Source organism: Paenibacillus wuxiensis, from assembly GCF_040195695.1.
Taxonomy (GTDB): Bacteria; Bacillota; Bacilli; order Paenibacillales; family Paenibacillaceae; genus Paenibacillus_B; species Paenibacillus_B suaedae.
In genome coordinates, this window is the sequence record NZ_JBEFZI010000005.1 from 503135 (window position 1) to 526283 (window position 23149).

Below are 23149 nucleotides of genomic sequence, written 5' to 3' on the forward strand. Positions count from 1 at the left end.
CTGAAGGGGATATGGGGAGGATGGAGATTCAATCGACAAGATTTGAAAAAGGCAGCATGCAAGTTGCGGCATCATTGAAGCTCCCATCTAAACCGAAGCTGTTATGGGTACATGGCTGGGGAATGTCCTCTTCGGTGTGGAGGCATCTTGCAGCGATGCTGCCTGAGTTCGAGCATCGTTATGTGTCGTATGCTGATGCGAGTACAGTTGCAGAGCTGCTGGCTGCGGTTCGACGGCCGTTTGAAGATGAGCCGGAAGGGGAATGGCATGCGATTGGTTGGTCGATGGGCGGTATGCTGCTGCTAGAGCTGCTGACTGAATGGCGCGAGGCATCGGACATCGGGCTGAATAAAGCGTGGGAGCAAGATCAAGGGCAAGAGCAGGTGCGAAAGCAAAGACAAGAGCAAGTGCAGGTACATGAACAAAAGCAGGAGAAAGAACTGGAGAGTCATCGAGAGCAAGAGCAGATGCTAGAGCCAATGGAAGAACAAGTGCAAAACCAAGTGCATGAGCAGGAGCGAAAGCAAGAGCAAGTGCAAGAACAAAAGCAAGAGCATGAGCGGGGGATTGGGCGAACAGGTTGCATGGGCGACCATGGCGCAGCTGTTCGCCCGCCTATTGTACGCAGCGTCATTCTGACGGGAACCACGCTGCGCTTCATTGACGACACAGGTCAGGCCGGCTGGCCAGACCGGGTCGTCCGGCGCATGCGCCGCCGCTTGGCGCAAGCTGCGCCGGCGGATACACTCCGCGCGTTCGCGGAGTGTATTCCGGCTGCGGCGGAGCGCGCGAGCGCCGAGAGCTGCCGCTGGCTGCTGGAGCACACGGCAGCTCTCGGCAAGGACATCACGCCCGCGGGGCTTGATGCGGGTCTGGCCTACTTGCAGGAGGCCGACCTAGAGCGGGCGTGGGCGCGTCTTACCGACGCGCCGGATGGTCCGCGCCTGTACTGGCTTCATGGCGCGGACGACAGCGTATGCCCGCTTGCTGCGCAGCAGCGGGCACAAGCGGCGTGCGGCCACCGGAACGCTGCACGGTTCGTGGTGCTCCCGCACGCCGGGCATGCGCCGTTCGCTACGCAGACGGCGCAATGGCTGCACCATATACGCATGTGGTGCAGCGCATCATCGAAGGGGTCGCTATTCGATGATTTTCAGATGGAGATGGAGCAGGGAGGGGAAGCGTGATGTTTGCGGGGGCGAATGTGGACAAACGAATCGTGCGGCAGCGCTTTGATCGGCACGCTAAAGAGTATGACCGTTATGCCGAAGTGCAGCGGGTAATGGCGGATGAGCTGGTCGAGCGTATGTGTCAGACTATAAGACCGCCCTTATCTGAAGGAACACCACAAGGGAATCCTCCTAATACGGAGTCGCTAATTTACGACATAGACCTTGATAAAATGACTGCATCGATCGATGAAGTAAGCTGTGCAGTGCGCATTCTTGATATCGGATGCGGGACGGGGATGCTGTCGGAACGATTAGCGCGTGCCTTTCCGGGAGCGGAGCTCACGCTGGTGGACTTGTCTTCGCGCATGCTGGAGCGGGCTAGTACGAAGCTGACACATGCAGGAGTCTCACCTGCCAACATACATCTTATCACTGCCGATGCGGAAGCCTGGCTGGAGAGTGCTTGCGGGCGGGAGGAGACGGAGAGGCCAATCTACAACATTATTGCGTCTAGCGCAGCTTTCCAGTGGTTCAATTTCCCGGCTGATACAACTCATCGCTTGCTGCAATTGCTGGCTCCTGGCGGGCTATTGGCGTTTGCTACCTTCTTGCCAGGAACGGTGAGAGAGCTGCATGACGCTTTCCGCCAAGCGGAAGCGCTGCTTGGTCTTCCTTCCCAACCTCACGGTCAGAGCTATCCGAATAAGGAAGATTGGATGACGTGGCTGACCGAACATAGAGGGAACAATCATGCAATTCATTGGGAGACAGGCAGCTATTGTTATACGTTTCCTGATGTTCATGCTGCACTCGCACAGGTGAGGCGTGTTGGTGCGGGCAATGCAGTTCTCGCACACAACGGTGCTAGAACAATGGGTGGTGGACAGCGTAAAAGTGCAAGCAGCAGGAAGCTCATTCATGCGATGCTGCAAGCCTATCAAGCAACATTCCAGCAGGACGATGGACGAGTCCCGCTTACTTACGAAGTAGCATATTGCCTTACCCAGAGGGGGATGCATACCAAGTGATTCAAGGATTGAAGGAAGGCATCCGTTGTAGGCCATACAAAAAACGGTCGTGCTGCGACTGTCTCAGTTGATAGTGCCCACGACCGCTCTAACGTTTTGCGATAGGATAAATTAAGCAATTAAGAAAGACATGTAACTAAGAAAAGCAGGTAACCCGTATGTCACGTAGAAGGGATTCCACGTCAGACAGCTTCACCATACCGGCTGAAGGCATAAGCGCATTCGCTGTACCGCAAGCGGCGCCAAGCTTCAGCCTCTCTTCAGGAGAGCAGCCGCGATGATCTGCGACGACGAGTCCCGCAACCATAGAGTCTCCGCTTCCTACAGCATTAACGGCCTCTACGCGCGGGATGGATACGCCATACAATCTCCCATCACAGCCTGCCAGAGCACCTCGCTCGCCAAGGGAGACGATCACATTGGAAATGCCATCCTGCATGAGCTGCTGAACGGCTCGTACGATCTCGTCCTCATTGTCGGCAGAACCACCCGTGAGCTTCGTAACTTCATGCTCGTTTGGTTTAATCAAGTAAGGCTTGCTCTGGATGCCTGCGATCAGTGCATCGCCACTCGTATCCAAGATCGGAATCGCGCCTTGGCTTCGCGCGATCTGAATCAAGTTGGCATATAGATCTGTGTCGCATCCCTTCGGCATACTGCCAGAGAAGACCACATGAGAAGAACGAGAAGCAAGCTCTTTGATCTTAACCTTCATGGCCTCAATCGCTTCCGGCATGATCACAGGCCCAGCTTCCAGCAGCTCCGTCTGCGAGCCTCCTACCGGATCAATAATGTTCAGACAGAGGCGGGATTCTCCGGACACGGAGAGGAAATCTGCCTGAATACCTTCCTGACGAAGCATATCCACGATAGCCATGCCATTGTAGCCAGCCACGAATCCAGTCGCCGTTACTTCTTCTCCTAATGCATGGATGACGCGAGCGACATTGATCCCTTTGCCTCCTGCCGTAGCAAGTGTCTCATCAGCCCGATACAGCGCATTACTGCCAAATCCGGGAATGTAATAGGTCTTATCAATAGCCGCATTAAGGGTAACAGTTGTAATCATCTTCAATCCTCCAGCCGCGATTAGCGAACGGCGCTCGCCTTCCCGATGCAGCCCGCCATTTCCATCTTGCGGATTGCCAGCTCCTTCACCGCTTGCTTCGCAGGCACCATATATTTGCGTGGGTCATTCTCATCTGGGTTCGCAGTGAACACATCTTTGATCGCGTTCGAGAAGGCGATGCGCAGCTCTGTTGCAACGTTCATCTTACCCATGCCCAGCTTCACGCAACGCTTCACCTGCTCCTCAGGAATACCGGAGCCGCCGTGCAGTACGAGTGGTACGCTAACTTGCTTATAAATTTGCTCTAGGCGATCGAAGGCGATTTTCGGTTCGCCTTTATAAATGCCGTGCGCAGTTCCGATAGCAGGAGCCAACGTTGGAACACCTGTCGCTTCTACGAATGCCACGCATTCTTCAGGAACAGCCAGACGCGCATCCTCTTCCTCGACGACAATGTCATCCTCCACGCCGCCGACCTTGCCCAGCTCCGCCTCGATATTGACGCCAGCAGCAATTGCTACCTTCACGACCTCTTGTGTGCGGCGAACGTTCTCTTCATAAGGATGCATGGAAGCATCAATCATAACAGATGTATAGCCTGCACGGATACATTGAACGAGCAGTTCATAGTCTGTGCAGTGATCCAGATGCAATGCGATGGGAATAGAAGCTTGCTTCGCTGCTGTCTGAGCGGCAGCTACAATATATTCTGGACCTAGATGCTTTACGGTTCCGACTGTTGTCTGCAAGATAAGCGGTGTATTCGTCTCTTCTGCTGCTTCCACAACCGCTTGCAGCATTTCCAGTGTATGTACATTAAATGCAGTAATTCCGAATCCTTGTTCACGTGCAGCTTGGAGCATGGATGTAGAGCTGATAAGATGTCCCATTTCCGTAACCTCCTGCATATAAATGATTGAAACAATCAAAATAATGATTTATAATTTCATTAAGTTGATTATAAGGGAGGAATTTGTGATATGTCAAACCATCTTGATACACATACGTACCGGGAAATCAGCGATCAAGCGGCGGCGCTGCAAGCGGCTTGGGATCAGCTGCACAATCAGAAGGATTGGGTAGATCAATATATAGGAAATGATCAATTTGAAGAGGTTGTATTCATTGGTTCTGGGTCTTCTTGGTACCAAGCAATGACAATGGCGGCAACATACCGCAAGTGGACAGGAAGAAGTGCAGCTGCACATCCGTCCTCTGATCTGTTCTTGTTCCGCGAGCAGACGGTGACGCCATCGAAGAAGGTGCTGCTTGTGGGTGTATCTCGTTCCGGCGAATCCCATGAAGTGATTCTGGCGCTGGATTCCGTCAAGGACTTGACGCATTGGACAACATGCGGCATTACTTGTCATCCGAACAGCAAGATGGCGCAAATGACACCATGCCTTGTATCTCCGCTAGGTGCTGAGAAGAGCACAGTTATGACGAAATCGCTCAGCAGCATGACGTTCATGATGCAGGCGGCAATTGCACTGGGTACAGGACGGACGAAGGAATTGTCCGAGCTTGAGAGAGTATTGCAATCCAGCAGTGCCTTCGTTACAATGGCGGATGACACGACATCTGCGTGGGTGAAGAGCAATCAATTTGATAAGACGATTTACTTGGGTATGGGCGCATTGTATGGATTGGCATTGGAAGCTTGCCTGAAGCTGAAGGAAATGACCTACACGTGGACAGAAGCATACGGCACATTGGAATTCCGCCACGGGCCGAAGTCGATTGTTGAGCCAGGAACGCAGATTGTGCTCCTCTTATCGGAGAGTGCACGTGCTTACGAACTCAAGGTAGCACAAGAAATGAAGGCATACGGGGCGAAAGTTGTCATTGTAACAACGCAAGCGGGTGCGGACACCGTATTTGCAGACAAGGTCATTGAGCTTGGCCATGTGGACGCAAGCGATGAAGCGCGTGCAGTGCTGTACCTGCCTTTTGTTCAATATAACGGATATTACACAGCGCTCAAGCGGGGCTTGAATCCGGATGATCCACGGAACTTGACGCAGTTCGTATCCATTTAAAGTAGAACGAGCCGTTCAGGCTAAGCATCAAGGTTGCAGGAACAGATAGCAGCTCGCACCTTTGCTTTAGGATCGCGTTTCTTCATAAAGAGAAGCAAGCCCCGACAAAGGTATGATTATGGAACGGATGGAGTGTAAGTTATGAGTGAATCGTTATCCAAGGGTGAATTGCGACGCCAGCAAATCCTGCAAGTCATGAAGCAGAATGGACGCATCACGATATCAGAAATCATAGATCGGTTCGAATGTTCGGAAGCTACGGCCCGCCGTGATTTGGATCTCATGGAGCGCAAGGGGGAACTGATCCGCACAATTGGTGGTGCGCTGCTTGAAGGGCCAGGTACGGTAAGAGAAGTCTCCTTCGACGAGAAGCGTCAATTGCTGTGGCTGGAGAAGGAAGCGATCGCAAGACGAGCCTTGGAATTCATTGAAGAAGGCGACAGCATCTGCTTGACTGGAGGGACGACGACATTCCTGTTGGCTCGGCTATTGAAGCAGCGCCAAGGGATTACCGTTGTAACCAATGCAGTCAATATTGCGATGGAATTGTCCGATTGTGAGGGGATTCAAGTTGTTGTCATCGGAGGCGTAATGCGCAGCAATAGCTTCGAGCTGTGCGGGCCATTAGCAGAACGGACGATTGAACATTTGAATATTGAGAAGCTGTTTATGGGGATAGATGGGTTCTCAACAACGAAAGGAATCACCACATACTCCGAGCTGGAAGCCCAGACGGCCCGCATGCTAATGCGCCAAGCGCAGCAGACTTTCGCGGTATTCGATCATACGAAGGTGGGCAAAGCATCGTTATTTACAGTGACTACTGTAGATGGGCTTACGGGATGCATAACGGACAGCCTATTGCCGGACGATATGGTCAGCACCTTGCAGCAGATGGGGGTATCTTGCTATTATGCGGGGGACGAACAGTAATCGGCTAAACCCAAGTATGTTAAGGGTGGAGTAAGAATGGAAAACTTGTGTCATATGCGGTTTGAAACGTTTTTTCCAGTGCTGCGTATGATATGCAATATGATGTAATCATCAAATAAACACCCAATTATGTGGTGCAAATGTGGATATAGTGGGTATATTTGTATTGTAACCATGGCGAATCGCAGACGGTATGATTTGTATCCAGAACGCACATCTTATGGATACCGCATAACTCAGCAGCCACTTGAGGATGGACGAATCGACTAGATTTCACCAACAGTCCGCTCGCTTGCATCCCGCGCAACCACCATGATACAATGGGTGTGAATCTTTACACATGAAATTAGCGTGTTACTAGTGCGACTAGGCATGAGCTAAGCGGCCGTTCACGGGGTGAACTGCATGCTTTAGCGCATGCCTTTTTATTTTCTCATAAGAGAAATTGGATTTTTTTGTCGGTTATCACAACAACCACAATGACGGACGAAAGTTCACATGGTTAAATACAAGGAGGAACTCAATATGTTTGGTTTTGGTAAAAAGAAAAAGAAAATTTCCATTACAGCACCGATTACAGGTCAAGCAGTACCTTTGGAGCAAGTTCCAGATCCAGCATTTGCACAAAAAATTATTGGTGACGGAATTGCTATAGAGCCAACAGAAGGTGTATTTATCGCTCCATTCGACGGTCACGTCGTGCATTTGATCGATTCTCATCATTCCTTGGTGCTTGCGCATGAATCCGGCTTGGAACTACTCGTTCACATCGGTGTGAATACCGTATCCTTGCAAGGAAAACCGTTCAAGCCACATGTGAAATCCGGCGACAAAGTGAAAAAAGGCCAAACGCTTATCGAGTTCGATATTGCACAAATTAAAGAAGCTGGCCTTCCTGTTGTAACACCAATTATCGTAGCAAACGGCGACATCGTTGCTGAGCTGAAAGCGAACACAGGCAATGTAAAAGCAGATTCCGATGAATTGATGGAAGTTGTATTGAAATAGATGGTTTAGAACTAAGTTCTAAACTAAGTTCTGAATGAGAGAAGCAACACATTCTACTACTACCGAAAAGAGGGCATAACAATGGAAAAACAATTTACAATTAAAAATCCACAAGGTATCCACGCTCGTCCAGCGGGTGCAATCATGAAGAAAGCTGCTGAATTCGCAGGAGAGCAAATTACAATCGAATTCAACGGCCGCAAAGTAAGCGCAAAAAGCATCACTGGCGTATTGACGCTCGGTATGAAAGCTGGCGACACAGTAACAGTATCTGCTGAAGGCGATAAGGCTGCTGAAGCAGTTGAGGCAGTAGGCGCAGTAATCGAATCCGTATTGGACTAATAGAACGTAATCATTAACGCGGAAAAAGGAGTGGAGGAACCGATGCTACTTCAAGGTATTCCAGCTGCATCCGGTTATGCCATCGGCCAAGCATTCATCCTGGAGCATGATACATCTGAGGTTGAGCGCAAGCAGGTCGATGATGTACAGGCAGAAGCAACTCGCTTGCAGACAGCTGTACAGCAGGCTATGAACGAACTGGAGCAGATTAAAGAAGACACAGCGAAAAAATTAGGCGAGCATCAAGCTGAAATCTTCGCTACACATATCCTTGTATTGCAAGATGAAGAGTTTGTTGGGCAAGCGATTGAGAAGGTTCGCAGTGAGAAGGTAAATGCAGAGTTCGCTCTTTCGGAAGTGACTCAGCAGCTGGTCGACATCTTCAGCAGCATGGACAGTGAATATATGCGTGAGCGTGCAGCGGACTTCCGCGATGTGAGCAAGCGTGTACTCGGTCTATTGTCCGGCAAGAAATCTGCTTCTCTGAATGACTTCGAAGAGGCAGTAGTGCTCTTCGCGCATGACTTGACTCCTTCCGATACAGCCCAGCTGGATCGCAGCAAGGTAGCAGGCTTTGCGACGAACATTGGCGGTCGTACTTCCCACTCGGCTATTATGGCACGCTCGATGGAGATCCCTGCGGTTGTTGGCTTGCAGGACGCTACATCTACAGTGAAGAACGGCGACATAATCATTCTCGATGGTTCAAGCGGCATTATCCTGATCAATCCAGATTCGGATACGATTGCAACTTACCAAGAGAAGAAGGTGAAGTTTGAGAAGCGTCAGGAAGAGATGAAGCTGTACAAAGACAAACCTTCGATCACAGCTGATGGCCATGAGGTTGAACTCGTGTCAAACATCGGTAACCCGCAAGATGCGCTTGGCGCACGCAACAACGGTGCTGAGGGTGTAGGCTTGTACCGTACAGAATTCCTGTACATGGGTCGTGACAACTTCCCATCTGAAGAGGAACAATACAACTCTTATGTTGCTGTATGTGAAACACTTGGTACGGAGAAGCCAGTCGTGATCCGTACATTGGATATCGGCGGGGACAAGGAGCTGCCTTACTTGCCGCTTCCGAAGGAAATGAACCCATTCCTTGGATACCGTGCGATTCGCTTATGCTTGGATCGTAAAGATCTGTTCAAGACACAGCTTCGTGCGATCCTTCGTGCAAGCGCCAAAGGCAACATCAAGCTGATGTACCCAATGATCTCTACGCTGAGCGAGCTTCGCGAAGCAAATGCGATTCTGGCAGAGACGCAAGCAGAGCTGGATGCAGAAGGCATTGCGTACAATAAAGAGATGGAAGTCGGCATGATGATCGAGGTACCTGCTGCTGCGATTATTGCAGATCAATTGGCGAAGGAAGTTGACTTCTTCTCTATCGGTACGAACGATTTGGTACAATACACGATGGCTGCTGACCGGATGAATGAGCAAGTATCCCACTTGACTCAGCCATTCAACCCAGCAGTACTGCGCTTGATCAAGATGGTTATCGATGCTGCGCACAAAGAAGGCAAGTGGGCTGGCATGTGCGGTGAAATGGCTGGCAACCTGAAGGCTGTTCCGATCCTGCTCGGTCTTGGCCTTGATGAATTTAGCATGAGTGCAAGCTCTGTACTTCCAGTACGTGTACTGCTGAGCCGCTTGAACCGTGAAGAGATGCGCAAGCTAGCGGAAGAAGCGTTGATGCTGGAGACGGCTGAAGAGATTCAAGTTATGGTCGTTGACCGTGTATCGGCAGTCCAAGAAATGTCTATCTAATAGTAACGAATGTGTTGCAGTCGGGTAAGGATAAGCTCCTTTCCCGGCTGTCTCATCGTTTACATATGTGTCAATAAAATTACAAATAAATAATATTCTGCAATAATTCTACATATTCGACAAAATTAGATTTATTCGTTGACATTGATTGTAGATTCACCTAGAATGAATGATGTAGTTGACGCACGAATCGAAAACGTTTCCAAAACGTAATCTTCCATGTGTACGCTCAGGGGAAAGGAGCCTTGCTTTGTCAGAACAACGTCGCTTTGAAATCGTACGGTCATTAAGCAACAATGTCGTATTGGCAAACGATGTGTTGGCTAACAAAGAAACCATCCTTATGGGGAAAGGGCTCGGCTTTGGGGCAAAGCCTGGAGGTTCTTTGGAGACGAGTGATACACGAATCGAGAAGACCTTTGTGATCGAGGACAAACAGCATTTATCGCAGTATCAGATGCTGCTTGGTCAAATTGATCCCGAAGTCATTGTCATTTCGGAGAAGATTATTTCGATCGTTTCGGAGCAGTTGACGCCGGATTTGAACGAGCATATTCATCTCGCTTTGCCGAGCCATATCGAATATGCGCTTTATCGTCTCCGCAACAATATAGCGATTGAGAATCCGTTTCTATGGGAGATTCGCACATTGAACCCGAAGGAATTCGAACTCGCGTCTCAAGCAGCTGAGCTGATTAATAAGACGTTTGATGTAGAGGTACCGGAGGATGAGATTGGCTTCTTGACGATCCATATTCAGTCTGCGGTTGCCCATGTCCCTGTCGGGAACTTTGTTCAATATAATCATCTTCTGAAGGATTTGGTCGCTCTCATCGAACGCGAGCGAGGCAGGGTCATTCCGAAGGATAGCATTGATTATTTACGATTAATTACGCATTTGCGCTTTGCGATGGAACGAATTCGCCAGGGTGATGCCACGAAGAATCCATTCCGAGACAACTTGAAGGAAATGGCGCCTTACGAATTTAGTGTCGCACAGAAATGTGCGGACGTGATGTCGAAGAAGCTGGAGATCGAAATACCCGAAGATGAAACGGCGTACATCGCAATGCATTTATATCGTTTATTTCATAAAGACTCAGAATAACGCTGGACAAGCGTGTTACTAGTTCGACTAGGCATGAGCTTGCTGGGGGATAACATCTAATTTTTTTGGATGTCGTCCCGTCGCAAGCTCATGCCTTTTTTATTTTCTCTAATGCGCTTACATTTTGGCGGAGGAGATGACAGGTCAGAGCATAAATTTTTGACCTTTTATCCATACTTTACTTATTCACCACAAGGAGGAACGACATATGCTAGCCTTTTTGCAAAAAATTGGTCGTGCATTGATGCTTCCGGTTGCAACTTTGCCGGCGGCGGCGATTCTGCTTCGCTTCGGTCAAATTGACTATGTGAAAGATTTTCACTTGGGGGATACGGTCGGCGGGTTCTTGAACCAATACATCGCCCCATTCCTTGATGCAGGCGGATCTGCAATTTTTGATAACCTAGCACTATTGTTCGCTATTGGTGTTGCGATAGGCTTCGCAGCAGACGCGGTAGCGGTATTGGCGGCCGTTATCGCACATATGATATTGCTGAAAGTGCTGACAAAGATTCCGGCAGCCTTTACATTCATTCCAGCTGATATGAAGCTGGACATGGGGGTTATCGGCGGTATCCTGGCTGGTTCCATTGCAGCCTTCATGTACAACAAATATCACAATATCAAGGTTCCAGATTGGCTCGGCTTCTTCGGCGGCAAACGCTTCGTGCCGATTGTCACTTCTGCTACGATGATCTTGATTGCGATTCCATTCGGTATCGTCTGGGGTCCAGTCCAAACAGCGCTTGATTCCTTCGGCAACTGGATCGTATCGCTTGGTGCGGTTGGTTCCGGGGTGTACCTGACAGCGAATCGACTTCTCATTCCGTTCGGTTTGCACCATGTATTGAATGCAATTCCTTGGTTCCAGCTTGGAACATTCACGGACGCAGCTGGCGAAGTATGGCGCGGCGATATCGCTCGATTCTTCCATGGCGACATGACAGCTGGTGGATTTATGACAGGGTACTTCCCGATCATGATGTTCGCGCTTCCGGGTGCTGCGCTCGCTATTATTCATACAGCGAAGCCAGAGAAGCGCAAGGCGGTTGCATCGCTCTTCGTCGGAACCGCGATTGCATCCTTCTTGACAGGTATTACAGAACCGATTGAATTCGCGTTCATGTTCGTAGCGCCTGTATTGTTCGTCGTTCACGCAATCTTGGCTGGTATTTCCGGCTTCGTCATGGCAACGCTTGGCGTACGTCTTGGATTCGGCTTCTCGGCAGGATTTATCGACTACGTGTTGAACTTCCCGCTTGCGACTAAGCCACTGATGCTTATCCCTGTAGGTCTTGTATACTTCGTTGTCTACTACGTCTTGTTCCGCGTCCTCATCAAGGTATTGAACCTGAAGACGCCTGGACGTGAAGATGACGTTGAAGGCGAAGGCGCCAAGGCTGAAGCTGGCGGCGGCAATGCATCTCTGCAAGAGAAGGCTGTGAAAGTGCTGGGGATGATCGGCGGCAAAGACAACATCATTGTCAATGAAGCCTGCATCACGCGTCTTCGCTTGACGCTGAAGGATGATTCCGTAGTGGATGAAGCTGGACTGAAATCCCTCGGTGCAGCAGGCGTCATGAAGCTTGGCAAGGGTAACGTTCAAGTTGTATTCGGAACGCAGTCCGAGCTCTTGAAGGAAGAAATTAAAAAGCTGTAAGCAGTGTTTAATAGACACTGTCACATAGGCATGATGGCAAGGCAGAAAGCCAGCGGATTTGTTCCGCTGGCTTTTTTCGTATGTCGAAAAAAGAGGGCGTTAAAGGAGACGGTATAATTGTTTACGGAAACAAAGTTGATCCAAGGCAAAATGTTTTCTATACTATACGTGCATCCATAGGAACTCCAACCGCTGTTCCAGACCGAAGGATAAGGAGATGGTGGAATTGGGACAAAGGAAAATGATAGACCAGCAGCACCTTCGAGTTAGGGAGGCTGGACGATGACGATTACGCAGCAAGCCAATATGATTAATCATCCAGCCCGTCGGAATATTTTATTGTTTTTGAAGCAGCAAGGAACAGTCGGGGTGCCAGCTATCGCGGGACATCTTCAACTGACGGCTATAGCCGTTCGCAGGCATTTATATGCGCTGCAAAAGGGCGGGTATGTACATGCTCATCTGATTCGTCAGCAGCTAGGAAGACCTACCTATGAGTATAGTCTGGCTGACAAGGCAAGCATGTTGTTCGTCAGTGCATATGATGCGCTGATCATCGATATTCTTGAGCAATTGCAGGAGCGATCCGGTGAAGATACGGTGGAGCAGCTATTCCATTATCGCAGGCAGAAGTTGGAGAAGCGATATGCTCCGTTATTGAATCAAGCAAGCTTAGAGGAGAGAATCTGTGCATTAGCAGCATTGCAGGACAAGGAAGGCTACATGGTTAGATGGGGAAGATGTGAGGATGGCAGCTATTGGCTGGAAGAGGCCAACTGCCCGATCTCCCAAGTTGCGGTTCAATTCGGTTCTCCTTGCAGATGCGAGCAGTCGATGTTTGCCGCGGTGCTTCAAGCGGATGTTGACCGGACAGAAAGTATTGTGGAAGGTGGCACGAGATGTATGTTCCGTATCGCTGAGCCGGATCCAGGGGAACTGTGTGAATTGTCTGAACCGGAATGTAAGGATACAGGCATCTGAGCATGAATGGATTTAGCGTGGTTGCAGCTTGCTGGGGAAAGGAGAATGATGATGAAGCGGAAGGTTGATCAAAAGGATGTCGGGGCTGAGACATCAGTCGGGATCGAATGTAATGAAAATAATGAAAGTAATGAAGCTATTGAAGTTACTGATCCTTATTTGATTTCCATCGTGAATGCATTAGAGCAGTTGACAGAGTCTTGGTCTGCTAAGCTGAAGAACGGCGGCATTAAGCTTCAGTTTGCCGTTCAGATCGGCTCCAGCCTGAGTGTAATCCAACAGGAATGGCTAATGGAGTTCCTTCAGGACTTTCATGTTCGTGATCAGGAAATGTCTAAGGTGCTGCATGCCTTTGCCACCGAGATACCGGAATGGGCGACCCGGCAAATTCTTCAGCTCTTTCGCAAAGCGGAGCGTGTGAAGGCTGTACTAATTGCTCGGAATGATGTTATGGACCAGCTTGAACAGCGAATGAGGCAAATGGAGTACGACTTCTGGCAGGGCATGCTTCCTACAGATGAAAATGAGCTGGAGCATGTGCTTTCATCATGGCAGCGGGAGCTGGCCGCATGGGAGGAAGAGGCATCTCGCGAGAGGAATACATACAACCGCACTTATGGAGACAGCTCGCGTTCATCGGTGAACGCACCCTCTGCCGGTAAGGATTTGACCTTTCATACGATAATTGGTGTCCCTGAAGAAGCGGATGCGAAGCAAGTGAGGAAGCAGTCCCGCAAGCTGCTGCGGGTGCTGCACCCTGATCACGGTGGAAGCGCGTATTTGTTTACATGGGTAAAGGAAGCGTACGATGCGTATCAAGCGAGCCGGATTCGCCGTGAAAGTCCAACTGCAAGATGGTAAATATAAACGCCCCGCCCTGTGCTTATCACATAGGGAGGGGCGCTGTACTGTATATAACGTTTCTATTTTAGAAAATAGGGTCAGCTACTCGTCTCTTCGTACAACTAGCCTCTCATGCGGCGGAACGCTTCATGCGCAGCTTCAATCGTACGCTCGATGTCTTCCGCGGTATGCTCGGTAGTCAGGAACCATGCTTCGTACTTCGAAGGCGCAAGACAGATGCCTTGATCGAGCATATGACGGAAGAATGCGCCGAACGCTTCGGTATCCGTCTCTTGTGCTTCTGCATAATTCGTGACTGGATGATCGCAGAAGTGCGTCGAGAAGGAGCCGCGAATGCGGTTGATCGTAAGCGGCACGCCATAACGGTCAGCGCCTTCTTGAATGCCGTTCGTCAAGCGGATTGCCAGCTCCTCCATTTGCTCGTATACGCCCTCTGCTTGCAGAACCTCCAAGCACGCAATGCCGGCTGAGATTGAAGCAGGGTTGCCTGCCATTGTGCCTGCTTGGTATGCAGGGCCGAGCGGAGCAACTTGTTCCATGATATGCTTGCGTCCGCCATAGGCGCCGATCGGCAGGCCGCCGCCAATGATTTTGCCCATCGCTGTCAAGTCTGGCTCAATTGCTGCATAGTCAGGGAAGGCGCGGTAAGTCTGCGCCGAACCATAATGGAATCGGAATGCGCTAATGACCTCATCATAGATAACGAGCGCACCGTATTCGCGAGCGAGCTTGCACAAGCCTTCAAGGAAGCCTTCCGCAGGCATAACCATGCCGAAGTTGCCGACGATTGGCTCAACCATCACGGCTGCCACATCGTCTCCCCAATGCTCCAGTGCTTCCTTCAAGCTGTCCAGATCGTTGAATGGAACGGTGATTACTTCGTTAGCAATGCTGGATGGAATCCCTGCGCTGTCCGGAATACCAAGCGTAGAAGGGCCAGAACCAGCTGCAACGAGCACGAGATCCGAATGACCATGGTAGCATCCGGCGAATTTGATAACCTTCGTGCGCTTCGTATAAGCGCGGGCTACGCGAATTGTCGTCATGACAGCTTCGGTACCCGAGTTGACGAAGCGTACTTTATCCATAGACGGAACAGCTTCCTTCAACATGCGAGCCAGCTTGATTTCCAGCTCGGTCGGCGTTCCGTACAAGGTACCGTTCTGCGCAGCGCGAACGATTGCCTTCGTAACATGGGGGTGGGCATGACCTGTAATGATAGGGCCATAAGCAGCCAAGTAGTCAACATAGCGGTTGCCGTCTACGTCCCAGAAGTAAGCGCCTTGTGCGCGTTCCATGAAGACGGGGGCACCGCCGCCGACCGCTTTGAATGAGCGGGAAGGGCTGTTGACCCCACCGACGATATGTTGAAGCGCTTCTTCGTACAGTTGTGCAGAACGGTTGCGATTCGTAGTCATGTAGATGAATCCCCTTTATTGTGAATTAGTTTCAGATACGGATTGCGTGACATTCACTTCCAAAGCTTTTTGAATGTATTGCTTCAGCTTATCGTCGTCAATGACCCGGAGCACGGCAGCGTTGTTCACTCGTGCATCAGTGACATTGTCCATCGGCGGGAGCTGATGACTCTGCCCAATCGAGCTGTCGTAGCCAAGCGCGGCCAGCTTCACGATGTCATCGGCTGATAAGTTTGTCTCGACATAGGGCGACACTTCCCTGATAAGAGAGGGGAGCTGCAGCAGGTTCCAGGTTGATTTGAGCTTGTTGGCTAATGCCCCGAGCAGATTGCGCTGCCGCTGGGTGCGAGCATAATCGGACATCGCATCATAGCGGAAGCGGGCGTACATAAGCGCCGTTTCGCCATTTAGCAGCTGCTTTCCTTTTTTTAAATCAATATCGTATTGATGCTTATCTGCCTTGCTCGTATATTTCATATCCTTCTCCACTTCAAATTCCACGCCGCCCAGCGCGTCAATCAACTTGATAAATCCGACGAAGTCTGTATACACATAATATTGAATGTCCAGTCCTGTCAAGTCGCTTGCTGTCTTCATAGCCAGCTCCGGTCCGCCATAGGCGAGCGCCGCATTGAGACGATCCTTGCCGAAGCCAGGGATGTCAACGTATGTATCCCGCAAGAGGGAGAACAAGTTGGCGCGCTTCGTCTTCGGATCGAAGGAGGCGAGCAGAATAGAATCTGACCGTGGGACTTCGTTAGCCTCCAGTCCGCGAGAGTCTCCGCCCAGCAGTAATATGTTGACTCTCTCTTCTCCCTGCCATTTGGGAGGCTCTATGTCGACCTTCTCGGGCACGCGATGTACGACGGGGGTGAAGCGAGAGGCTTCGGGCGGCTTCTGCAGACTGTCCAAGCTGCTGTACATAGACCACATATAATATCCGGCACTAGCCAGAAGGAATACACAAACAGAAATAAGGGCATGCTTCCAATACTTTTTCAACATATGGATCGTCCTTTCCGCATCCGGCGGCAAAGCGGCGAGAGTCATGATGTCGAATCCGGTGCATTCAGCATTCTTTCAAGTCGACCTACGTGCTATAGTAAAGGTTATGGGCAAATGCTCCGCATCTTGTCTAATCAATTATAGAATTTTTACAGAATCGAATCAATTGAATGACTTGTACCCGCGTAACGGGTCGGTGACCAGGGAAAGGGTGACAGAAATATATATGAACGCTATTGACGTGCGGGATTTGCGCAAAACGTTCCAGGTACAGAAAAATCGCGATGGACTGAAGGGAGCGCTCCTTGATTTATTCAAGCGGGAATATAACGAAGTAATGGCAGTGAAGGATATCTCCTTCACGATCCCACAAGGGGAAATATGCGGATATATTGGGGAGAATGGTGCAGGCAAGTCGACGACAATCAAGATGCTGACTGGCATTCTTGTGCCAACCTCCGGTGATATTCGTGTGAACGGATTTATCCCGCATAAGGAAAGAGAGAAGTTCGTGCAGGGCATCGGCGTTGTCTTCGGGCAGCGCAGCCAGCTGTGGTGGGATATCGGCGTTATTGAATCCTTCCGACTGCTGCGCAAAGTGTATCGCGTTTCTGAACATGATTTCAAGCAGCGGCTGGATGAACTGGTTGAGCGTCTTGCCTTGCAGGAGCTGTTGAACCGCCCGGTACGGAAGCTGAGTCTCGGACAGCGCATGCGCTGTGAATTGGTGGCATCCCTGCTGCACCGTCCTTCTGTGCTATTTCTGGATGAACCAACGATTGGACTCGACATTGTCGTGAAGACGGAAATTCGCGAGTTCCTGAAGCAGCTGAATGCAGAGCATGGAACAACGATTTTGCTGACTACTCACGATTTGCAGGATATCGAAGCTCTATGTACGCGTGTCATTATGCTCGATGATGGACGCATTATTTATGACGGCGGATTGGACACGCTCAAGTCGACGTGGGGCAAGGGACGAGAGGTCCGTTTCCAATTTGCGAAGCCTATGCGAGCAGGTGATGTAGAGGCGCTTACGTCCGGCCTTGATGTGGAATGGACAGTTGAATCTCCTTATGAAGCGGGAGTTCTTGTGCCTTTTGCCACGAATGTATCGGATGTCATAGGGCGAGTAGTAGGCGGTGCGTCGATATCGGATTTGAGCATTATTGAGACAAATACCGACGATATCGTTCGTGAGATTTACAAGGCGGGCACGGCGGAGAAGCCGGAAGGGCTGAGCCCTCTCTTGGCCGTACAGTCGAAGATGGAAGTGGAGTCATCTTCATCAGATACAGATGTGAATACGGGCGATTCCAATCGCAAGGAAGAGAACGACAAGGAGAAGGAAGAGAAGGAAGCGGTGACTCATGGCTAGCGCATATCTTGAATTTATCCGCATTCGCTTCCTGTTGATGCTGGCTTACCGTGTTAATTACTATTCCGGCATTCTCATCTATACGCTCAACATTGGCGTGTATTATTTCACCTGGCAAGCGATCTACGGCGGACAAGGAACACTTGCAGGCTTTACGGCTGATCAGATGACGACCTACATCGCGGTATCTTGGATGGCGCGCGCCTTTTACTTCAACAACATGGATCGTGATATTGCCACGGAAATTCGAGATGGCAGCGTAGCGATCCAATTTATTCGGCCTTACAATTACCTATTCGTCAAGCTGATGCAGGCGTTCGGCGAAGGCTTGTTCCGGCTGCTGCTCTTCATGGGGCCGGGTATGGTTATCGCATGTGTTCTTTTCCCGGTGAAGCTTCCGCAAGATCCGAAGCAGTGGGCGGTATTCGGCGTCATGCTGTTCATGAGCTTCCTGATCAATTCGCAGTTGAATATGCTGACAGGATTGACGGCCTTTTTCATCGAAAATAATGAGGGCATGATTCGTATGAAGCGGGTTGTCGTCGATTTGTTCTCTGGTGTTATTGTACCGATCAGCTTCTTCCCAGGCTGGCTGCTCGCGTTGAATGAATGGCTGCCATTCCAAGCGATCACGTATTTGCCGAGCTCTGTATTTACAGGCAGAGTGGCGGGCGATCAAGTGTGGGCGGCGCTCGGCATCCAATTGCTGTGGGCGGTAGTGCTTGTTATTCCAATTGTGCTGCTGTGGCGTTCCGCGCGCAGACGCTTGTTCGTGCAGGGAGGTTGATCACGATGTATTACTTCGGACTTGTCAGTGAGTATTTGAAAAACTATATTAAAACACGACTTACCTATCGTGCAGACTTCTGGATAGAGATCGCATCGGATCTACTTTTTCAGGTCACGAATTTAATCTTCATCTTCATCGTCTTCATGCATACGCCAACATTGGCTGGCTGGACGCGTGATGAGATGGTGTTCGTCTATGGCTATTTCATGATTCCATATGGCATATTCAGCTGCTTCTTCAATCTGTGGGGGTTCAGTGAGCGATATATCGTAAAAGGGGAAATGGACCGGATATTGACGCGTCCAGCGCATAATCTATTTCAGATTCTCCTTGAAAATGTAGATCCCCCCTCCATTATCGGATCTATCGTTGGTGCAATCATGATGGGCATTTGCTGGAACAGGCTTGGTCTCGACTTCGGCATCATGGAGCTGCTCATGCTGTTCGTGATGCTGATCGGATCGGTGATGCTGTACTTCGGCATTTATTCTGCACTAACATCGATCTCATTCTATTCGGATGCGCCGACAGGCATTCTGCCGCTCGTGTGGAACATTCAGAGCTACGGTCGTTATCCGCTAACGATCTACAATCGGTTCATTCAAGTGCTGCTCACATGGATTCTGCCGTTCGCATTCGTGGGCATCATACCTGCCTCTTACTTCATGGAGGGCAAAGGATTGCAGCAGATGGCGCTCCTGACACCGGTTGTGGGAGTTATCTTCTTCGCCCTTGGGTTAACGCTGTGGAATATCGGTGTTAAGCGATACCGCGGGGCGGGATCTTAATTGAATAGGTTGTCGCCTTCCAAGTCAGCAATGGGTTTGGAAGGTGATTTTTTTATACAATGGGGAGAGAATTAGAATCTAAGCCTCGTCGTTTTTGAAAAAAAGAGTTGGGGATGATAAGCTTAATGCAATAGAACGGCAGTCTTGGCTGCTGGGAAGGAGCCTCATACGAATGACACAATCCACGCAAGTTGAACTTGGACAAGTTATCCCTGACTTTACGCTGCCGGCATCTACCGGACAGGACGTGAAGCTGAGTGACTACCGGGGCAAGAAAGTCGTGATTTATTTCTATCCGAAGGATATGACGCCAGGCTGCACACAGGAGTCATGTGATTTCCGTGATTATCATGGAGACTTTGAGAAACATGGCGTTGTCGTGCTTGGCATTAGCCCAGATCCGATCAAGTCGCATACCAAATTTATTGAGAAGCACAGCCTGCCATTCACGCTGCTGTCTGACACGGAGCATGAAGTAGCGGATCTGTTCGGAGTATGGCAGCTTAAGAAGATGTACGGCCGCGAATATTACGGCATTGTTCGCTCGACCTTCCTCATTGATGAAGAAGGCAAGCTCATCAAGGAGTGGCGGAGCGTCAAGGTGAAGGGACATACGAATGAAGTGCTGGAAGCGGTACGCGAGCTCGTATAACGTCGCTTCATCTATATAGAACGGGCTGTCCTTATCAGGGGAGACACCAATGAATCAGACCCGCAAGGAAGGAAAAGACGCCTCCAAAACCACTGGGTTAGTGGAACGGAAGCGTCTTTTTTCATGCAAGTTCAAAGTAATACGGTGCACCAAATTCAACATTGACTGCTGGGGCTGCCCTTTTTTGAATCGTGAGCTGCCCTAGTACACACGGTGGATAACATCCTCGAAATCCGGTTCTTCCATATGGACGTCTTCCACTTCACCGAATTGCCCCAAGATGCGGAGTGCTTCCATGGCGCTCAATTCATCGCGATTGCATTCCACGGTTAAGGTCTGGCCGTTCAACTCACGGAAGCGAAGCGGGCTGGGGACATTTTTAAATTGGTCAGGGATTTGGCAGCTGCTTCGATAGGTAACCGAGATGACAGTCGGCAAGCCGATGCGCTTGCGCAGGTCGTCGATTGTGCCGTCGAAGCCGAGCTTGCCATGATTAATGACGATAACGCGATTGCATAGCTGCTCGATATCGTCCATGTCATGCGTTGTCAGTAGGATCGTCTTGCCAAGCTCCTGATTAATCGTCTTCAGGAACTGGCGAATATTCCGCTTGGCGATGACGTCAAGGCCAATCGTTGGCTCATCGAGGAACAGAATGTCCGGATCATGCAGCAGCGCGGCCGCAATATCGGCGCGCATTCGCTGCCCGAGCGAGAGCTGACGGACGGGCGTATTCATGAATTCGTCCATCTCCAGCAGTTCGGTCAGCTGCTTGATGCGCTTCTGCTTCTCTGCAGGATCGAGCCCATACATAGCGGACAGAATATCATAGGAATCTCGCGTTGGGAGATCCCACCATAGTTGAGTGCGCTGTCCGAAGAGGACACCAAGCCGGCGGGTTACCTGCCGACGCGCCTTATAAGGACTTAGTCCAAATATCCGCACGTCGCCAGATGTCGGATGCAGAATACCGGACAGCATCTTAATTGTCGTAGACTTGCCTGCGCCATTCGGCCCGATATATCCGACAAATTCACCGCTATTGATCGTGAAGCTGATGCCCTGAACAGCTTCCTTCACAATCTTGTCGCGAGAGATCAGGGAGCGTATGCCCTTGAAGGCACCTTCCTTCGGGGCGGGCCGGACGAAACGTTTATGTAAATCGGTTACGGTAATCACGAGTATCCCCCTTTAATTCCGTTCGTTACGTGTGTTGCCTGTTACTTTTTCAGGTTAATTGTGCAGTTATTACAGTCGGCTCTATACCTAGTTTCATATCAAGCTGCTGATCGAACTTCATACCGAACTACATATTCGAGTTCCATATCGGGCTCTGCATTGAGCTCAATATGGACATCAGCTTAGCTTCCTGTGCTCTGATAACGGGAAATCCCAATCTTCCACACGCGCAGGGCAATCAGGAACACGACGGCCGTAATCGCGGTGGACAGACCAATTAGCCATATGCCGGATTGATGACGCAAGATGTAGAGCGAAGGAATATAGTTCGCGAACCCGACGGGAATGATGCTAAGCAGCACTCCTTGCATCCATTTCGGATAAATGGTCATTGGGTATTGCGCTGCCGTACGAGCAGCATCCTCCGTAATGTTCTGCAATTCCTCGATACGGGTTACCCAGAAGCCGGCCGATGCGGTTAACAATCCAATGGCAAACAGCAGGACGGCACCCGATAAGATGACAAATATTGTGAGCGGTATGGCAGTCCATCCAATCTGTCCGCTGCGCATCATAACATTCATGCTGATAGTCAATATCGCGGTTCCTTGGATGAACTCTCCGAGCCTAATGGAGAAATTCTGTGACATCAGTGCCAGCAGTACAGGGACAGGGCGCAGGAGCAGACTATCAAGAGCTCCGTTAACCAGATAGTTCTCCAAATGGTGCACGTCCGAAGCAATCATTCGGTATATTGCCTTGGACAAGGATAGGATGGCATACAAATATCCAGCCTCCGCCAAGCTCCAGCCTTGAATATGGCCGAACTTCAGCAAAATGACTGCAAGCATAAGAAATTCGACGACACTGATAACGGCCGCCATTAGCGTAGAGAACCAGAAATTAAACTTGTACTGCATGCGGCTGCGAATACTTGCGCGAACGAGCAGCACATACATACGAATCCACTTCATCCGCCCTGCACCTCCACCTTGCGTCGCATAATCCCGGTAACGGCGAGACATGCGGCGGTGAATACGATGCACCACATCAGCGAACCTAACAGCGTGGACGGGGATTCCATGCCGAGATAGATTCGAGTTGGGACATAATGCAAGAACGGATAGAATGAGGCACGGCTAATGTCGGCAAGCCAAGATGGCAGCCATTCGATTGGAATGAGAAAGCCCGACAGCAGCATGCTGAACGCATAATTGACCCAGTACAGCCAGACTGATTCTGTCGTCCAGAGCGCAGCGGCTCCGATCAGATAGTTCAGGCATATTGAAATGTACGCGGCCAGCGTCAAAGCTACAGCGGTCCACACGTAAGTGATAATCGTAGAGGGGACGTGAAGCGGCATTACGAAGAAATATAAAATGTAGATCGGTAAAAACTTGTACACGAACTGGTAGGCAATTTGCCCCCATTCCTTGCTCATCAGCTGATAGAACAAGTGAACGGGACGAACGAGATCAAGGGCGATCTGTCCGGTTCGGACGGACTGCTGGATGCCAAGTCCATTCGTTAGAAAGGCAGCAACCCACAAGCTGGCTTGATTGAAAGCGACGTAGCTTACGATGCCATTCAAGCCATACTCGCCAAGCGGCCTTCCTTCGCCAATCCCTGTCCAGATCGAAATGTAGATAAACCCGAACATGAAGCTGGCGATGTTGTGCACCATATGGGCACTGCGGTATTGCAAATTACTGAGATACTTTTTGCGAGCCAAAGTAAAAAAGAGCATTCTCCACCTCCGTCATCTTCTCGTATTGCGGCGTGCCATACTAGTGATGCTAGGTGAAATGAATAAAAAGAGAGCGAGGAATATAGTACCAGATACGTTGTTGAGCTGGCAAGTATTATTTTGGATGCAGCACGGAACGGCTGAAAGTTAATACTCATATTTCTGTCCTTGTTCCTATACTTGCCAATACCTAGATTTACGATATATAGTAT

Annotated in this window: 22 protein-coding genes; 15 read left to right on the forward strand and 7 right to left on the reverse strand. The window is 50.1% G+C overall.

Features of this window, described 5'->3' with window-relative positions; all coding sequences use genetic code 11:
- Nucleotides 1-20: 20 nt before the first annotated feature.
- Together ABN764_RS13820 and ABN764_RS13825 are read left to right on the forward strand one after the other, a co-directional pair.
- Nucleotides 21-1187, forward strand: a complete 1167-nt coding sequence (locus ABN764_RS13820; protein WP_446672213.1) for an alpha/beta fold hydrolase — start codon at nucleotides 21-23, stop codon at nucleotides 1185-1187.
- Nucleotides 1187-2200: a methyltransferase domain-containing protein gene (locus tag ABN764_RS13825; RefSeq protein WP_446672256.1), complete on the forward strand. Its 1014-nt coding sequence runs from the start codon at nucleotides 1187-1189 to the stop codon at nucleotides 2198-2200. Before ABN764_RS13820 ends, ABN764_RS13825 begins: the two co-directional genes overlap by 1 nt.
- Nucleotides 2201-2336: 136 nt before the next feature.
- On the opposite strand, the gene pfkB is transcribed toward ABN764_RS13825, so the two are convergent.
- Nucleotides 2337-3269 carry a 1-phosphofructokinase gene (gene pfkB / locus ABN764_RS13830; RefSeq protein ID WP_446672214.1) on the reverse strand — a complete coding sequence of 311 codons (933 nt, stop codon included), beginning with the start codon at nucleotides 3267-3269 and terminating at the stop codon, nucleotides 2337-2339.
- A gap of 20 nt (nucleotides 3270-3289) precedes the next feature.
- The gene (locus ABN764_RS13835) at nucleotides 3290-4159 is read right to left on the reverse strand and encodes a class II fructose-bisphosphate aldolase (protein WP_021252251.1); all 870 of its coding nucleotides are present in this window, start codon (nucleotides 4157-4159) and stop codon (nucleotides 3290-3292) included.
- Between the two features lie 90 nt (nucleotides 4160-4249).
- On the opposite strand from ABN764_RS13835, the gene ABN764_RS13840 reads away from it, so the two are divergent.
- The 9 genes from ABN764_RS13840 to ABN764_RS13880 all read left to right on the forward strand — a co-directional run bounded on the left by ABN764_RS13840 (nucleotide 4250) and on the right by ABN764_RS13880 (nucleotide 13977).
- Nucleotides 4250-5308, forward strand: a complete 1059-nt coding sequence (locus ABN764_RS13840) for an SIS domain-containing protein (protein WP_446672215.1) — start codon at nucleotides 4250-4252, stop codon at nucleotides 5306-5308.
- 141 nt (nucleotides 5309-5449) lie between these two features.
- Nucleotides 5450-6241 carry a DeoR/GlpR family DNA-binding transcription regulator gene (locus tag ABN764_RS13845; RefSeq protein ID WP_072730534.1) on the forward strand — a complete coding sequence of 264 codons (792 nt, stop codon included), beginning with the start codon at nucleotides 5450-5452 and terminating at the stop codon, nucleotides 6239-6241.
- A gap of 525 nt (nucleotides 6242-6766) precedes the next feature.
- The gene (locus tag ABN764_RS13850; protein WP_072730533.1) at nucleotides 6767-7249 is read left to right on the forward strand and encodes a PTS sugar transporter subunit IIA; all 483 of its coding nucleotides are present in this window, start codon (nucleotides 6767-6769) and stop codon (nucleotides 7247-7249) included.
- Between the two features lie 81 nt (nucleotides 7250-7330).
- Complete coding sequence (locus ABN764_RS13855) at nucleotides 7331-7591, forward strand: HPr family phosphocarrier protein (RefSeq protein WP_021252247.1); 261 nt, start codon at nucleotides 7331-7333, stop codon at nucleotides 7589-7591.
- Nucleotides 7592-7633: 42 nt separating this feature from the next.
- The gene (gene ptsP, locus ABN764_RS13860; protein ID WP_446672216.1) at nucleotides 7634-9367 is read left to right on the forward strand and encodes a phosphoenolpyruvate--protein phosphotransferase; all 1734 of its coding nucleotides are present in this window, start codon (nucleotides 7634-7636) and stop codon (nucleotides 9365-9367) included.
- 250 nt (nucleotides 9368-9617) lie between these two features.
- Nucleotides 9618-10475 (forward strand): glucose PTS transporter transcription antiterminator GlcT, encoded by an 858-nt coding sequence (gene glcT, locus ABN764_RS13865; RefSeq protein ID WP_174810514.1) that lies wholly within the window; start codon nucleotides 9618-9620, stop codon nucleotides 10473-10475.
- 208 nt (nucleotides 10476-10683) lie between these two features.
- Complete coding sequence (locus ABN764_RS13870) at nucleotides 10684-12135, forward strand: PTS transporter subunit EIIC (RefSeq protein WP_446672217.1); 1452 nt, start codon at nucleotides 10684-10686, stop codon at nucleotides 12133-12135.
- Between the two features lie 282 nt (nucleotides 12136-12417).
- Nucleotides 12418-13116 (forward strand): helix-turn-helix transcriptional regulator, encoded by a 699-nt coding sequence (locus ABN764_RS13875; RefSeq protein ID WP_315746406.1) that lies wholly within the window; start codon nucleotides 12418-12420, stop codon nucleotides 13114-13116.
- Nucleotides 13117-13161: 45 nt separating this feature from the next.
- Complete coding sequence (locus ABN764_RS13880; protein ID WP_446672218.1) at nucleotides 13162-13977, forward strand: molecular chaperone DnaJ; 816 nt, start codon at nucleotides 13162-13164, stop codon at nucleotides 13975-13977.
- A 104-nt stretch (nucleotides 13978-14081) separates the two neighbouring features.
- Here the strand turns inward: ABN764_RS13880 and ABN764_RS13885 are convergent, their stop codons facing one another.
- Nucleotides 14082-15398, reverse strand: a complete 1317-nt coding sequence (locus ABN764_RS13885; RefSeq protein ID WP_138189154.1) for a glutamate-1-semialdehyde 2,1-aminomutase — start codon at nucleotides 15396-15398, stop codon at nucleotides 14082-14084.
- A gap of 15 nt (nucleotides 15399-15413) precedes the next feature.
- A complete protein-coding gene (locus tag ABN764_RS13890) occupies nucleotides 15414-16448 on the reverse strand; it encodes an LCP family protein (protein WP_446672219.1) in 1035 nt (344 codons plus the stop codon).
- A gap of 181 nt (nucleotides 16449-16629) precedes the next feature.
- Between ABN764_RS13890 and ABN764_RS13895 the strand changes: the two genes are divergently transcribed.
- The 4 genes from ABN764_RS13895 to bcp all read left to right on the forward strand — a co-directional run bounded on the left by ABN764_RS13895 (nucleotide 16630) and on the right by bcp (nucleotide 20011).
- The gene (locus tag ABN764_RS13895; protein ID WP_174809571.1) at nucleotides 16630-17781 is read left to right on the forward strand and encodes an ABC transporter ATP-binding protein; all 1152 of its coding nucleotides are present in this window, start codon (nucleotides 16630-16632) and stop codon (nucleotides 17779-17781) included.
- Complete coding sequence (locus ABN764_RS13900) at nucleotides 17774-18568, forward strand: ABC transporter permease (protein WP_174809572.1); 795 nt, start codon at nucleotides 17774-17776, stop codon at nucleotides 18566-18568. The genes ABN764_RS13895 and ABN764_RS13900 overlap by 8 nt, the downstream gene beginning before the upstream one ends.
- A 5-nt stretch (nucleotides 18569-18573) precedes the next feature.
- Complete coding sequence (locus ABN764_RS13905; RefSeq protein ID WP_021252237.1) at nucleotides 18574-19359, forward strand: ABC transporter permease; 786 nt, start codon at nucleotides 18574-18576, stop codon at nucleotides 19357-19359.
- 172 nt (nucleotides 19360-19531) lie between these two features.
- Nucleotides 19532-20011, forward strand: a complete 480-nt coding sequence (gene bcp, locus ABN764_RS13910) for a thioredoxin-dependent thiol peroxidase (RefSeq protein ID WP_072730525.1) — start codon at nucleotides 19532-19534, stop codon at nucleotides 20009-20011.
- 201 nt (nucleotides 20012-20212) lie between these two features.
- Here bcp and ABN764_RS13915 read toward each other — a convergent pair whose 3' ends face one another.
- The 3 genes from ABN764_RS13915 to ABN764_RS13925 form a co-directional block, all read right to left on the reverse strand.
- Nucleotides 20213-21190 carry an ABC transporter ATP-binding protein gene (locus tag ABN764_RS13915; RefSeq protein WP_446672220.1) on the reverse strand — a complete coding sequence of 326 codons (978 nt, stop codon included), beginning with the start codon at nucleotides 21188-21190 and terminating at the stop codon, nucleotides 20213-20215.
- A 182-nt stretch (nucleotides 21191-21372) separates the two neighbouring features.
- Entirely contained in the window at nucleotides 21373-22164 is a 792-nt protein-coding gene (locus ABN764_RS13920) for an ABC transporter permease (RefSeq protein ID WP_446672221.1), read from the reverse strand.
- On the reverse strand, nucleotides 22161-22937 hold the full coding sequence (locus ABN764_RS13925) for an ABC transporter permease (RefSeq protein WP_446672222.1): 777 nt from the start codon (nucleotides 22935-22937) through the stop codon (nucleotides 22161-22163). Before ABN764_RS13925 ends, ABN764_RS13920 begins: the two co-directional genes overlap by 4 nt.
- Nucleotides 22938-23149: the final 212 nt, after the last annotated feature.

Excerpts from the sequence above, each read along its gene's own strand:
- ABN764_RS13855 (WP_021252247.1), top strand. The coding sequence starts at position 7,331 with ATGGAAAAACAATTTACAATTAAAAATCCACAAGGTATCCACGCTCGT.
- ABN764_RS13835 (WP_021252251.1), bottom strand. The coding sequence starts at position 4,159 with ATGGGACATCTTATCAGCTCTACATCCATGCTCCAAGCTGCACGTGAA.
- ABN764_RS13850 (WP_072730533.1), top strand. The coding sequence starts at position 6,767 with ATGTTTGGTTTTGGTAAAAAGAAAAAGAAAATTTCCATTACAGCACCG.
- ABN764_RS13825 (WP_446672256.1), top strand. The coding sequence starts at position 1,187 with ATGTTTGCGGGGGCGAATGTGGACAAACGAATCGTGCGGCAGCGCTTT.
- ABN764_RS13870 (WP_446672217.1), top strand. The coding sequence starts at position 10,684 with ATGCTAGCCTTTTTGCAAAAAATTGGTCGTGCATTGATGCTTCCGGTT.
- ABN764_RS13885 (WP_138189154.1), bottom strand. The coding sequence starts at position 15,398 with ATGACTACGAATCGCAACCGTTCTGCACAACTGTACGAAGAAGCGCTT.
- ABN764_RS13905 (WP_021252237.1), top strand. The coding sequence starts at position 18,574 with ATGTATTACTTCGGACTTGTCAGTGAGTATTTGAAAAACTATATTAAA.
- ptsP (WP_446672216.1), top strand. The coding sequence starts at position 7,634 with ATGCTACTTCAAGGTATTCCAGCTGCATCCGGTTATGCCATCGGCCAA.
- pfkB (WP_446672214.1), bottom strand. The coding sequence starts at position 3,269 with ATGATTACAACTGTTACCCTTAATGCGGCTATTGATAAGACCTATTAC.
- ABN764_RS13840 (WP_446672215.1), top strand. The coding sequence starts at position 4,250 with ATGTCAAACCATCTTGATACACATACGTACCGGGAAATCAGCGATCAA.
- ABN764_RS13925 (WP_446672222.1), bottom strand. The coding sequence starts at position 22,937 with ATGCTCTTTTTTACTTTGGCTCGCAAAAAGTATCTCAGTAATTTGCAA.
- ABN764_RS13920 (WP_446672221.1), bottom strand. The coding sequence starts at position 22,164 with ATGAAGTGGATTCGTATGTATGTGCTGCTCGTTCGCGCAAGTATTCGC.
- bcp (WP_072730525.1), top strand. The coding sequence starts at position 19,532 with ATGACACAATCCACGCAAGTTGAACTTGGACAAGTTATCCCTGACTTT.
- ABN764_RS13900 (WP_174809572.1), top strand. The coding sequence starts at position 17,774 with ATGGCTAGCGCATATCTTGAATTTATCCGCATTCGCTTCCTGTTGATG.
- ABN764_RS13880 (WP_446672218.1), top strand. The coding sequence starts at position 13,162 with ATGATGATGAAGCGGAAGGTTGATCAAAAGGATGTCGGGGCTGAGACA.
- ABN764_RS13845 (WP_072730534.1), top strand. The coding sequence starts at position 5,450 with ATGAGTGAATCGTTATCCAAGGGTGAATTGCGACGCCAGCAAATCCTG.
- ABN764_RS13890 (WP_446672219.1), bottom strand. The coding sequence starts at position 16,448 with ATGACTCTCGCCGCTTTGCCGCCGGATGCGGAAAGGACGATCCATATG.
- ABN764_RS13895 (WP_174809571.1), top strand. The coding sequence starts at position 16,630 with ATGAACGCTATTGACGTGCGGGATTTGCGCAAAACGTTCCAGGTACAG.
- ABN764_RS13875 (WP_315746406.1), top strand. The coding sequence starts at position 12,418 with ATGACGATTACGCAGCAAGCCAATATGATTAATCATCCAGCCCGTCGG.
- ABN764_RS13820 (WP_446672213.1), top strand. The coding sequence starts at position 21 with ATGGAGATTCAATCGACAAGATTTGAAAAAGGCAGCATGCAAGTTGCG.